General features: G+C 64.1%; 13 protein-coding genes and 1 pseudogene. 4 read left to right on the forward strand and 10 right to left on the reverse strand.

The window, feature by feature from the left end:
- Positions 1-189: universal stress protein (locus EOA24_RS42395; RefSeq protein ID WP_245501791.1), on the forward strand; the 189-nt coding region annotated here is incomplete at its 5' end.
- A 55-nt stretch (positions 190-244) separates the two neighbouring features.
- Positions 245-1,081 carry a universal stress protein gene (locus tag EOA24_RS13770; RefSeq protein WP_126079258.1) on the forward strand — a complete coding sequence of 279 codons (837 nt, stop codon included), beginning with the start codon at positions 245-247 and terminating at the stop codon, positions 1,079-1,081.
- 84 nt (positions 1,082-1,165) lie between these two features.
- Here EOA24_RS13770 and EOA24_RS13775 read toward each other — a convergent pair whose 3' ends face one another.
- Both EOA24_RS13775 and EOA24_RS13780 read right to left on the reverse strand, forming a co-directional pair.
- Positions 1,166-1,369, reverse strand: coding sequence for a hypothetical protein (locus tag EOA24_RS13775; protein ID WP_127255652.1), 204 nt, complete (start codon positions 1,367-1,369; stop codon positions 1,166-1,168).
- A gap of 138 nt (positions 1,370-1,507) precedes the next feature.
- The gene (locus EOA24_RS13780) at positions 1,508-1,747 is read right to left on the reverse strand and encodes a hypothetical protein (RefSeq protein WP_126079256.1); all 240 of its coding nucleotides are present in this window, start codon (positions 1,745-1,747) and stop codon (positions 1,508-1,510) included.
- A gap of 83 nt (positions 1,748-1,830) precedes the next feature.
- On the opposite strand from EOA24_RS13780, the gene EOA24_RS13785 reads away from it, so the two are divergent.
- Positions 1,831-2,343 (forward strand): hydrolase, encoded by a 513-nt coding sequence (locus EOA24_RS13785; protein WP_245491031.1) that lies wholly within the window; start codon positions 1,831-1,833, stop codon positions 2,341-2,343.
- Positions 2,344-2,433: 90 nt separating this feature from the next.
- Positions 2,434-3,405 (forward strand): alpha/beta hydrolase, encoded by a 972-nt coding sequence (locus tag EOA24_RS13790; protein WP_126079255.1) that lies wholly within the window; start codon positions 2,434-2,436, stop codon positions 3,403-3,405.
- Here the strand turns inward: EOA24_RS13790 and EOA24_RS13795 are convergent.
- From EOA24_RS13795 to EOA24_RS42400, 8 genes and pseudogenes are all read right to left on the reverse strand, one after another.
- Complete coding sequence (locus EOA24_RS13795) at positions 3,402-4,676, reverse strand: MFS transporter (protein ID WP_126083550.1); 1,275 nt, start codon at positions 4,674-4,676, stop codon at positions 3,402-3,404. The two genes, EOA24_RS13790 and EOA24_RS13795, sit on opposite strands and share 4 nt — an antisense overlap.
- A gap of 70 nt (positions 4,677-4,746) precedes the next feature.
- Complete coding sequence (gene arcC / locus EOA24_RS13800) at positions 4,747-5,673, reverse strand: carbamate kinase (RefSeq protein ID WP_126079254.1); 927 nt, start codon at positions 5,671-5,673, stop codon at positions 4,747-4,749.
- Position 5,674: 1 nt separating this feature from the next.
- On the reverse strand, positions 5,675-6,676 hold the full coding sequence (gene argF, locus EOA24_RS13805) for an ornithine carbamoyltransferase (protein WP_126079253.1): 1,002 nt from the start codon (positions 6,674-6,676) through the stop codon (positions 5,675-5,677).
- 11 nt (positions 6,677-6,687) lie between these two features.
- A complete protein-coding gene (locus EOA24_RS13810; RefSeq protein ID WP_126079252.1) occupies positions 6,688-7,902 on the reverse strand; it encodes an arginine deiminase in 1,215 nt (404 codons plus the stop codon).
- Positions 7,903-7,913: 11 nt separating this feature from the next.
- On the reverse strand, positions 7,914-9,383 hold the full coding sequence (gene arcD, locus EOA24_RS13815) for an arginine-ornithine antiporter (RefSeq protein ID WP_127257034.1): 1,470 nt from the start codon (positions 9,381-9,383) through the stop codon (positions 7,914-7,916).
- Between the two features lie 114 nt (positions 9,384-9,497).
- Entirely contained in the window at positions 9,498-10,742 is a 1,245-nt protein-coding gene (locus EOA24_RS13820; RefSeq protein WP_126079250.1) for an MgtC/SapB family protein, read from the reverse strand.
- A 92-nt stretch (positions 10,743-10,834) separates the two neighbouring features.
- Complete coding sequence (locus EOA24_RS13825) at positions 10,835-11,284, reverse strand: pyridoxamine 5'-phosphate oxidase family protein (RefSeq protein ID WP_126079249.1); 450 nt, start codon at positions 11,282-11,284, stop codon at positions 10,835-10,837.
- A gap of 11 nt (positions 11,285-11,295) precedes the next feature.
- Positions 11,296-11,484, reverse strand: a pseudogene (locus tag EOA24_RS42400) (phosphoribosyltransferase); the annotation flags it as partial.

The raw sequence follows: 11,484 nt of genomic DNA on the forward strand, positions 1-11,484 counted from the left end.
GGGTCCCAACTGCTCGAAAGCGAGGGAAGCTCGGTGGGCGACTCGATTATCGCTGGAGCTGATCGAATCGGGGCCGATCTCATTGTGGCCGGTGGTTATGGCCATAGCCGGTTCCGCGAATGGGCGTTCGGGGGCGCGACGCGATCCCTGCTCGGATCGGGCTCGTTCCACAGGCTGCTGTCGAACTGAGTAGCCACTGCATTCCATGTCCGCCAGGCGGGCATAAAATCCAAGGAGACAAGCTATGCAGATGCTGGCATCCCTGTTCCTGCCGACTTATCCGGACCCGCCGGGCCCGAAGATCGCGTCGAATGCGGTGGCCGTGGCCAAGCAGCTTGGCGCCACACTGGATGCGGCGGTCATCAATGTCGACATTCCGGACGTTTCCAACGCACTGTCCAGCTTCCTGCTCGACCTCCCTGCCAAGATCCGTGAGGTCGAGACTGCCAGCAGGAATCGCGGCAAGGCCCTGCTGGAGAATGTCGCGGCCGAAGCCGCGCGGTGCAAAGTTACCCTGACCACTCAGGAGTTGAAAGCGCAGCCCGCGTTCATAGGGGAAGCTGCCGCCCGGGAGGGCCGCTATTTCGACCTCTGCATGGTGGGATGGGCGAGGGATACCGAGTCCATCCGCATGACCGCGGAGGAGGTCGTGTTCAGCTCCGGCCGGCCGGCCTTGATTCTCCCGGGTGACGAAGATGTCGGTGCGCTCGACAACGTGGTGATCGCCTGGGACGGCAGCCGCGTGGCTGCAAGGGCAGTGGCCGACGCGAAGCCGTTCCTGGAACGCGCATCGGCTATATCGATCGTGAGCGTGAGCGATGAGAAGGTGCTGCCAGGCAAGGATATTGCTGAACGCCTTGCGCATGGACTTGCGGCGCGCGGGCTGCGTGCGAAGGCCCAGTCCATTCAAACTGGCGACAGTGAAATTGGCGTCGCCCTGCAGGAGCATGCGCTTAAAGTCGGCGGCAACCTGCTGGTCATGGGTGGCTGGGGCCACTCCCGCCTGAGGGACTTTGTGCTTGGCGGGGCGACGGAGGGGATTTTGTCGAATCTGCGTCTGCCGGTCTTGATGTCGCATTGATGCAAGCCGCCCGGAAGCGCGGTTCCGGGACAACAACGACATGCATCGAAACAGGGACTTGAAGCGCGTCGCCTGGATCCAGTTTCAACGCACCGCGCTTTGCGCTCGGGCAATATCATGATCATCGAAGGGATAGAAGTGGACCGCCTTCAACCTGATTGGCACGTCATGACCTTCAATGCGCACCGTTGCCCACCGGTCCCCCAGATCATCCTGCCAGGTGTCGGTGACGCGACATCTTACGGCCAGGTCCATGCCGACTTCGATCTTGTCAGTTCTCCTTGCCATCTCGAACTCCCTTTTCTCCGTGCGATCGTGCGATATCGCGTCCTGCTTTCACCGTCCTTCGCGCCGACTACATCGGCATTTCCGGCTCAAGCGCGCGCTCCTTTGCCGGCTCGGCTATCTCCGTCATGGTCGCCTTCGTCAGGAGCAGCACGCTGGCGACCAAACGATGGGCGCGCCCCATTTTTTCTCGATCAGAACCGAGTTCGAACGAGGACCGAGCGTCACCCGCACGGCGTCGGCGAGTTGGGTCGCGCCGCGCAGGATTTTTTCGCGCGCCGCCGAGCGGAACAATACCTGTTTGTGGGCCATGGTGGTCTCCAGACTATCCGACCGATTCCCATAGCCGCGTTGGCGCCGACCTGCCTTGACGCGCGTCAATTGTGCATTCCTGGCGGCGTTGACCGGAATCAATGAGGACCGGTTCGCCAGCTGGTCTGATGGGGCTCTCAGGTCAGGAGACGATGATGCGAACGAACGAGACGCCACACTACGATACCAGCGTGAACACGACCGGTTGCTGCCCGAAGTTCAACCCCGGCGGTTGGGATGATCAGGAGCTGCATTTCCGTGACAAGCCGTTCGTGAGAGCGGTGACGCACAGCGTCATGCATGTCCCCGTGAACATGGGCAGCGTTTTCACGCGCGTTAATCGGCACATCGACGATGCCGGCGCTTCGGCCGATGGCCAGTCCATCGTTCTCAGCCGCGATCTCTCGCCCTGGACCAGCGAACATCTCTTCTCGGTTTCGAAATCTGTCCCCGAGGAAGAGATGACGACGCTGAGCGGGGACTTCGTGACGAAAGTGTTCGAAGGCCCCTTCAGCCAGGCAAGGCAGTGGCACGAAGAGATGCTGCAGATGGCGCGTGATCGGAAATCGGAACCGGGCGACGTTTATTTCTTCTATACGACCTGCCCGAAATGCGCCGAAGCCTACGGAAAGAACTATGTCGTTGGGGTAGCGGCCGTGGGCTAGCCCACAACGCAACGCGCTGTCAGTTTGGATAGATGGACTTGCGTTCGAGCGAGGCAGGTCAATATGCGCTCACCCTGATGGAGCCCTTGCATGAGTCGAATTGGCGGTTTCCTGCTGGTCATGCTTATCGCCATGGCGACCGCGGCCGGTGTGGCTTTCGTGCTTTACAGGAACGAGCTTGGTCGCTTGCGCGACGCCGTCGGCCGAGGCAGTCTGGTCGCCAAGCTCGACATCGGCCCAGTTGAATATGCCGACAGCGGCGCGGGCATTCCGCTGCTTTCGATCCACGGCTCCGGCGGCGGCTTTGATCAAGGCCTTGCCCTTGCTTCCGGTCTTGTGGGGGAGGGCTTCCGTATCATCGCGCCGTCGCGCTACGGCTATCTGCGCACGCCTGTTCCGCAAGACCCTTCTCCGGCCGCTCAGGCCGATGCTCTCGCGGCGCTGCTCACCAAACTGAACGTTTCCAAGGCGGTGGTCGTCGGCGTTTCGGCTGGCGCGCGGTCAGCGGTCGAGCTGAGCCTTCGGCACCCGGACAAGGTCGCCGCTCTCATTCTGGTCGTCCCGGCCCTTTATTCGCCCACCAGTCCGGTCTCGGTCGACGTGGATCCGGGTAACAGGTTTGCGTTCTGGGCTGTCAACGCCGGCGGCGATTTCGCCTGGTGGGCAGCCGAGAACATCGCGCCATCGGTACTCATTCGCTTCCTCGGCATTCGGCCGGCGCTGGTAGCGGCCGCGCCCCAAGCCGAAAGAGACCGTGTGATGAGCTTCGTCAGAGGCGTTGAACCATTGTCGCTGCGCTTCTCCGGCATCAATATCGACAGCGCTCCGGAGCTGCATGAACAGCCGCTGGCTGAAATCGCTGCACCGACATTGATCGTCTCGGCGCGCGACGACCTGTTCAACACGCTGCCGGCAGCCGAGTTCGCGGCGGCCAGGATTCCCAGCGCCAAGCTGGTGGTCTACGATACCGGCGGACATCTTCTCGTCGGGCGGACGCAGGAGGTTCGCATGGCAATCCGCACCTTTCTGGCCGGCGAGGGCTTGATCCCGTCAAACCATTAGCCCGCGGAACCGGTGATTGTCGGCGTGACGACCGCCGCGGGGGCCGTTGCGTCTTGGCCAAGGGTCGGCGTCAGCCAACGGACGAGGCCAAGGCCGAAGAGCGCCAGCGCCGTGAAGCCCGCGCCCGCCAGGAAGGTCATCCTCGGTCCGAAAAAATCCCAGAGCGTGCCCGCCAGCAGGCTGGCGGCCAGCAGCGCAAGTCCAGTCGACAGGTTGAACATCCCGAAGGCGGTGCCTCGCAGTTCCGGCGGGGCCGTATCGGCGACGAGCGTTGCCAGGAGGCCCTGCGTAAGCCCCAGATGCAGGCCCCACAGGCCCACGCCGAGCGCTGCGCCCGCAAGATTTCCAGGGAACGCCAGCACGATGTCCGCGGCAATCAGGACCAGGAAGCCGAGGATGAGCATCGTCAGGCGATTGACGCGATCCGATAGCGCGCCGGCCGGATAGGCCGAGAGCGAGTAGACAACGTTCATGACCACCAGCACCAGCGGGACGAGCCCGATCGGCAGGCCCATGCCCTGCGCGCGCAGGATGAGAAACGCTTCGCTGAACCTGGCCAGGGTGAACACGGTGGCCACGCAGACAACCAGCCAGAAGGATGAGCCCAGGCGCTTGAGCTCCGGCAGGCTCAAAGGGGCGCGCACTTCGCGCAGCCCCGTGGGCCGGGCCGGCTCGCGGACGGCGGTAACCAGCAGCACGACCGCCAGAAGGCCTGGAACAACCGCGACCCAGAACACGGTCCGAAACTGATTGGCGGTCAGCCACATGAGGCCGATCGCCAGCAGCGGCCCGACAAACGCGCCAACCGTGTCGAGTGCCTGGCGAAGCCCGAAACTCGCGCCGCGCGCGTCGGCGGGGGCGATGTCCGCAACCAGGGCATCGCGCGGGGCGCCGCGAATCCCCTTGCCCACACGGTCGACAAATCGCGCCGCCACCAGCCAGCCAATCGAGGAAGCCAGCGGGAACACCGGCTTGGTGAGAGCGGCGAGGCCGTAGCCGATGACCGCCAGCAGCTTGCGTTTTCCCAGCCAATCGGACAGCGCGCCCGAAAACACCTTGGTGATGGCGGCCGTCGCTTCGGCAATGCCCTCAATGGTGCCGACCGTCACCATCGACGCTCCCATGATGGTGACGAGGTAGACTGGCAGCAAGGCGTGGATCATCTCCGAAGAGACGTCCATCAGCAGAGACACGAAGCCCAACGCCCAAATCCCCATGGGAATGGTTCTAAGGCGGGTGCGGGTGGTCTCCGCGGTCTCGAGCTGCTTCATTGATCCCTTCGGCACGTCGACATTGGGCACGTTCAACATAGCGAACTCGCGGTGCGCAAGTACACCGCGATCAGCTGTTTTGCGGTTCCTTGAGCGGGGCTTCCAACCAGGTACCGCGCTCGCCCCTGACGATTGCCAGGGCATCTTCGAGCTTGCCGATCGCGGCAGGCTTGCCCGTTGCTTCGGCGAACTCGATCGCGGCACCGACCTTCGGCCCCATGGATCCGGCCGGAAAATTCCGTCCCGATATCTCTGTCGTGGCAACGTGCCGGAGCGCGCGGGCCTGCGGCGTACCGAAGCCGGCATAAACCGCATCGACATCCGTCAGCATCAGCAGCATGTCAGCCTTCAATTGACGCGCCACAAGCGAGCTTGCCAGGTCTTTGTCGATGACGGCTTCGACGCCAATCATGCTGCCATCGTCGCGGGCGATGACCGGGACACCTCCACCACCCGTGCAGATGACGACGACGCCCTGCTCGACCAGATAGGAGATCACCGACACTTCCAAGATATCGAGAGGCCGCGGCGAGGGCACGACACGGCGCCATTTGTCGCCGTCAGGCGCAACGGTCCAACCGCGCTCGCCCACGAGCCGTCGCGCCGTCGCCTCGTCATAGACGGGGCCGATCGGTTTTGTCGGATGGGCGAAGGCGGGGTCGCCCGGGTCGACCTTCACCTGTGTCAGCAATGTCGCGAACAGCCTCTGGCTGATAAGGTTGGCAAGTTCCTGCTCGATCATGTAGCCGATCATGCCGGCGCTTTCGGCGCCGAGCACGTCGAGCGGGAACGCGCCGTCGCTCGAGGCCGCCGACTGGAGCGCCAGCAAGCCGACCTGCGGGCCGTTGCCATGCGTGATGACGAGCGAATGGCCTTGGTCGATAAGCGCCGCCAGGGCGGATGCCGCATGCTTGACATTGCCGCGCTGATTTTCGGCGGTCATGGGCTCGCCGCGCCGCAACAGCGCGTTCCCGCCGAGAGCCGCAACGATCAGCATCTCAATTGCCGATCGTCGCGACGAGCAGCGCCTTGATCGTGTGCATGCGGTTCTCCGCCTGGTCGAACACGATCGACGCGCCCGATTCGAAGACCTGATCGGTGACCTCCATGCAGTCGATGCCGAATTCGCGCGAGACCGAGGCGCCGACCTCGGTCTCGGTATCGTGGAACGCCGGCAGGCAATGCATGAATTTCACGTGCGGATTGCCGCTGGCCGACATCACCTCGCTCGTCACCCGATAGGGCGTCAGCAGGCGGATACGCTCGGCCCAGGCCGACTTGTCCTCACCCATGGAGAGCCAGACATCGGTGTAGATGAAGTCGGCGCCTTCGACGCAGCTCTTCACGTCTTCGTCCAGCCTGAAGCGGCCGCCGCTGCGCTCCACCAGGGTTCTGACATGGGCGCAGAACTCGTCGTCCGGCCAAAGCTCCTTGGGTGAAGCGATGCGCATGTCGACGCCGACCTTGGCGGCGCCCACGGCCAGGGATAGCGCGACATTGTCCCGACCCTCGCCGACGAAGGCGACCGTCATGTCGGACAGATGCTTATGCGTGAATTCACGCATGGTCATGAAATCGGCGAGGATCTGCGTCGGGTGCGCTTCATTGGTCAGGCCGTTGTAGACGGGTACGCCGGCATGCGTGGCAAGCAGCTCGGCCTGATGTTGCGCAAAGCCGCGATATTCGATCGCATCATACATGCGGCCGAGCACGCGCGCGGTGTCCTTCATGGACTCCTTGTGCCCGATATGGCTGCCGCTTGGGCCGAAATAGGTGACGTGGGCGCCCTGATCGTAGGCGGCCACTTCGAATCCCGTCCGGGTGCGGGTCGAGTCCTTTTCGAAGATGAGCGCGATGTTCTTGCGAACGAGGCGCGGTATCTCGTGCCCGGCCTGCTTGGCTGCCTTCAGATCGGCGGCCAGCTTCAGCAGGAAGCGGATCTCGTCCGCCGAAAGGTCGTCCAGCGAGAGCACCGAGCGTCCATGAAGGTTGATCGACATTGGGGGTCCTTTCAGAGCGGGTCTCGGGCGATGGGGCAGGTCATGCAATGGCCGCCGCCGCGGCCGCGGCTGAGCTCGGCACCCTCGACGGTGATCACCTCGACTCCCGCGCGGCGCAGAAGCGTGTTGGTGTAGACGTTGCGGTCGTAGCCGATGACGACGCCCGGCTCGACGGCGACGACGTTGTTGCCGTCGTCCCACTGCTCGCGCTCGGCCTCGTAGCGGTCGCCGCCAGTGGCGATGATCCGCAGCGATTTCAGCCCGAGAGCCTCCGCGACCACCGAGATGAAGGGCTCCTTCTCCTCCCTGACCTCGACCGCCGCATCGCCGTCTCCCGGCCGAATCGAGAAGGTGCGCAGCCTTTCGACCACGGGCGGGTACATGGTGGCGAGATCGCGGTCGCAGAAGGTGAAGACGGTGTCGAGATGCATGAAGGAACGGTCGCGCGGCATCAGAGCCGCGATCACGCGCGTGGCCTCTCCGGCCGCGAACAGGCTTCGCGCAAGATCGCCGACCGCTTGCGGCGTGGTGCGCTCGCCCATGCCGACCAGAACGACGCCTCCGCCGACAGGCATGACGTCGCCGCCTTCGAGGCTGACGCCCGTTCCGGCCCGGGGCGAGACGAACGGGATGCCGCTGTCGCGGAACCTTGGATGGAAGCGATAGACAGCCTCGACATTGGCCGCCTCGGGCCGCCTGGCCGGCCAATACATCGGGTTGGCCGACACGGAGCGGTAGATCCAGCAGGAGCTGTCACGGGTGAACAGCTGGTTGGGAAGCGGCGGCAGCACGAAGTCCTGCGGCGCGAGCGTCCTTCCGGTCAGGCCCTTGGGCTCGAACGGCAGTTCGGCGCGCGCAATGCCGCCGACGAGACAGGTTGCCAGCAGGCCGGCCGACATTTCGTTCAGCCAGCCACGCATCTCGTCGACCATGTCGAGGCCGACCACGCCGGCATGCACCCGGCGGTCGAGAAGCCAGTCGCGGGCCTTGCCGATGGCCATTGTCTCGGCAAGCAGCTCACCGAACGAATGCACCACCACGCCGCGCTCGCGCAACGCGTCGACGAAGACGTCGTGTTCCTGGCGCGCCCGCTTTACCCACAACACGTCGTCGAATAGCAGCGCCTTGCAGTTATCCGGCGTTAGCCTGCGCAGGCTGAGATCCGGCCTGTGGACCATGACCTCGCGCAGGCGGCCGACCTCCGAATGCACTCCGAGATTTGTCATTGTATGGCCTCTCAAAGCGCGCTGACAGCGCCGGTCCACATCTCGTAGACGGCAAGGATTGCGACCGCTACGAGCGCGACGGCGATGATGGCTTCCACCGGGTGGAAGACACGCTGGTTGCCTTCGCGGCGAGCCCATACGTAGAAGATGATGCCCGGGGCATAGAGGATCGCGCACATGAACAGGTACGCAGGCCCCGCCGCATAGACGAGCCACAGCCCGTAGATCGTTGCCAGCACGCCGGCGACGAGCGGTCCGGTGCGCCCTTCGCCGCCTTGGTAGCTTTCTCCGGTCAATGCCAGTTTCGCGGCGAAGGCTCCGGAGAAAATGTAAGGCACGAGGATCACCGTCGAAGCGATGTAGAAGAGCGCCTGGTAGGTGCTCTGGGCAAAGAGCGTGATCACCAGGAAGGCCTGGACGAGCAGGTTGGTGATCAGCAGCGACGTCGAGGGAACGCCGCGCTCGCTTTCCCGGCCGAAGAACTTCGGCAGGGTCCCGTCCTTTCCGGCCACATGCGGAACCTCCGCCGCAAGCAGCGTCCAGCTCAGGAAGGCGCCGATGACCGAGATGACGAGCGCGAGATTGATGAGCACGGCGCCCCAAGGTCCGACGACCGCCTCGAGCACGCCCGCCATCGACGGGTTTTTCAGGGCGGCGAGTTCGGGCTGGCTCAGGATGCCGAGCGAAAGCAACGAGACCAGCGCATAGAGGGCAAGGCAGGTGAAGAAGCCGAGCACAGTTGCCGTCGCAATGTCCTTGCGGCGCTCCGCCCGGGCGGAGAAAACGCTGGCGCCTTCGATGCCGATGAACACCCAAAGCGTCACCAGCATCGTGCTCTTGACCTGGGCGGCGATGGTGCCGAGCGAAGCGCTGCCGAGCCCGGTGAAATCGAGTGTCCAGACATTGAGCTTGAACGCGACGGCCACGATCCCGACGAACAGGACGACAGGCGCGATCTTGGCCACGGTCACGATGGTGTTGACGACCGCCGCCTGACGGATGCCCGCAAGGATCAGAACGTGGATGAGCCACAGCAGGATCGATGCACCGAGCACCGCCTGCCACGTGTTTCCGTCACCGAAGGCGGGGAAGAAATAGGACAGTGCGCTGAAAACGATCACCGCGTAGGAGACGTTGCCGACCCATGCGCTGATCCAATAGCCCCAGGCACTGTTGAAGCCTACGAACGGACCGAAGCCGGCCTTGGCATAGGCATAGGGGCCGGCGTCGAGGTCGGGACGGCGCACCGCCAGCGACTGGTAGACAAACACCAGCGCAAGCATGCCGACCGCCGTAATGGCCCAACCGATCAGGATCGCGAGCGGACCGGCGCCGGCCGCCATGTTCTGCGGCAGGCTGAAGACGCCCGAGCCGACCATGGAGCCGATGACGAGCGCGGTCAGCGACCCCAGCCGGAGCTTCGCCGAAGCCGGGGTCGCGGTTCTTTCCCGAATGGGGACGTTGATGTCTGTTGTGGCCATGAGGCCCTCCCACCTTTGCAATGATGGGGGCCATTCAACAGGAAAGCGGGCCGGCAGCTTTGATACGGGTCAAATCAGAATGATCCCAGCGCGAGCGTCACGGCCGCGACAACCCTACCGAAGCAGCATGGCGCCGTAGCCCGCGGCAGCGGCGGTCAAGGTCATGCCGGCCAGGGGCAACCAGAATCTCACCGGACCCGCGAATACGGCCAGAAACAGGCGTCCGATTGCGTTGGCCATCAGCGCCGTCAGCACCGCATGTCCAACGGTTTCGATCGGCATCGACTGCTTGACCAGCCGTATGGCGCTGAGCACCGAAGCGTCGACGTCAAACGCGCCCGCGATTGCGGAACTCGCCAGCAGGCCTTGTTCCTTGAATTGGAACGCCAACGCGGCGCTCGCTGTCGAGGCGCCCGCGAACAGCAGCGCAAAGATCAGCAACGGCACCAGTTCGAACGGATTGCGCGTCGCGCCGGGGCTCTCTGGCTTGCTGCCGCGAATTGCCAGCGCAATCGTTCCGCAGACGCCGAGTGTCAGCGCGGCAGCGAGCGCGGGTATGGCGATGTAAGCGGTCACCGGCGGCGCCAGTATCAAAACCACGAGGCAGACACGCAAGATTGAGATCATAGCGGCCAGCGAAGCCGCGCCGGCGAAGGACAAGGAATTGTCCGACCGATTGGCCGTGCGGGCCAGTGACAGGGTGACGGCGGTCGATGAGACCACGGCGCCGGCGAGCGCGCTCACAATCAGACCGCGGGCGTTTCCGAAGACGCGCCCCGCGACATAACCGACGAAGGAAATCGAGGCCATCAGCACCGTCAGGAGCCAGATCTCCCGCGGGTTGAAGCCGCCCCATGGGTCAAATGGACGGTCCGGCAGCAGGGGCAGGATTATGGCGGTCATCACCGCCAGAACCAGTGCCGAGCGAAGCTCGATCCAGGTCAGACGTTTCAGAAGCCCGTGCAGGATTTCGCGGCTGGCAAGGAGCGCCGCGAGCGCTGCGCCTCCCGCGGCGGCAACGCGAAAGTCGCCGGCCACGCAGAGCGCGCCAAGCGTAAAGACGGCCAGGCCCGCGATAACGGTTGTGACGCTGAAATCCTCGTCATGCGCGGCTTCGCGTGCCTTGTACCAAGCGAAAATGCCAGCGAAGGCAAGGAAGCCTGCAACCAGCACCGACATTGCGTTGAGCGCTTCGGCCAATGCCGCAACCAGGCCGCCGAGAAGCCCGGCGATGCCGAAGGTGCGAATGCCGGCTGTCCGGCTGCGGTCGGGCGCATCGCGCTCTCTCCAGCCGCGTTCCAACCCGACAAGCAGGCCTATTGCCAAGGCGACCCCGAGCCGGGCAATGAGCGTGTCCATGGCGGCTACCTCAGATTGGCTGCATACGCTGCCAGCTGCTTTGGCCAGCGGTCGGCTTGGCGCGGCTTCCGCCTCGGCCTCGCCATGTAAGGCTAGCTCTCCAACGCTTCGCGGCCCGAAACTTCGGCGATGGAGACGCGGAAGAACACGTGGGGCAGATGCTCCAGATCCGAGGCTGCGGCCGGCTTGAGCGCGCCTGGCTCCCACCAGTCGAAGTGCTTGCTCAGCACGAACCATGCATGGTCACGCTGCGCCTCGTGTCCGATCCGATCGGGAAGTTCTTCATAACGGCCGGTGACGATGACGCTTTTCCAACCGTGACCCGTGCCGGCGGCGTCGACCTGCACGGACACGAGCGGATTGGCGCGCATCCAGTCGATCTTCTTGCCCGGCAGGGAGAAGGCATAGAGGTGGTTGTCCGCATGCGCGTAATGGAACGGAACGACGTAGGGCCGCCCGTCCTTCGCGCAGGCCAGCCGGCCAGCGCGATTGGCCGTCAGCAGTTTGGTGCATTCCAGAGTGGACAAAGCGCGGATCTGCATCGGCGGGACTCCTAGCTATCGGTCTCGCGCCGCGATCTTTTCGCGGTGTGCTGGCCGGAGCGCCTTCTTTCGTCGGCATTTCCGCGGGCGAGGGCCATGATATCCAGAACCTCGTTGTCGGAGAGCTGCGGGAAGTTGCCGTAATAATAGCTCAGCGCCCGAAAACGTGCAGGCTGATTGAGGCAGATCAAATCCGCTTC

The organism is Mesorhizobium sp. M2A.F.Ca.ET.039.01.1.1 (assembly GCF_003998035.1).
Taxonomy (GTDB): domain Bacteria; phylum Pseudomonadota; class Alphaproteobacteria; order Rhizobiales; family Rhizobiaceae; genus Mesorhizobium.

Coding starts and splice junctions, on each gene's coding strand:
- arcD (WP_127257034.1), bottom strand. CDS start 9,383: ATGGCCACAACAGACATCAACGTCCCCATTCGGGAAAGAACCGCGACC.
- EOA24_RS13795 (WP_126083550.1), bottom strand. CDS start 4,676: ATGAAGCAGCTCGAGACCGCGGAGACCACCCGCACCCGCCTTAGAACC.
- arcC (WP_126079254.1), bottom strand. CDS start 5,673: ATGCTGATCGTTGCGGCTCTCGGCGGGAACGCGCTGTTGCGGCGCGGC.
- EOA24_RS13790 (WP_126079255.1), top strand. CDS start 2,434: ATGAGTCGAATTGGCGGTTTCCTGCTGGTCATGCTTATCGCCATGGCG.
- EOA24_RS13820 (WP_126079250.1), bottom strand. CDS start 10,742: ATGGACACGCTCATTGCCCGGCTCGGGGTCGCCTTGGCAATAGGCCTG.
- EOA24_RS13775 (WP_127255652.1), bottom strand. CDS start 1,369: ATGGCAAGGAGAACTGACAAGATCGAAGTCGGCATGGACCTGGCCGTA.
- argF (WP_126079253.1), bottom strand. CDS start 6,676: ATGTCGATCAACCTTCATGGACGCTCGGTGCTCTCGCTGGACGACCTT.
- EOA24_RS13810 (WP_126079252.1), bottom strand. CDS start 7,902: ATGACAAATCTCGGAGTGCATTCGGAGGTCGGCCGCCTGCGCGAGGTC.
- EOA24_RS13785 (WP_245491031.1), top strand. CDS start 1,831: ATGATGCGAACGAACGAGACGCCACACTACGATACCAGCGTGAACACG.
- EOA24_RS13770 (WP_126079258.1), top strand. CDS start 245: ATGCAGATGCTGGCATCCCTGTTCCTGCCGACTTATCCGGACCCGCCG.
- EOA24_RS13825 (WP_126079249.1), bottom strand. CDS start 11,284: ATGCAGATCCGCGCTTTGTCCACTCTGGAATGCACCAAACTGCTGACG.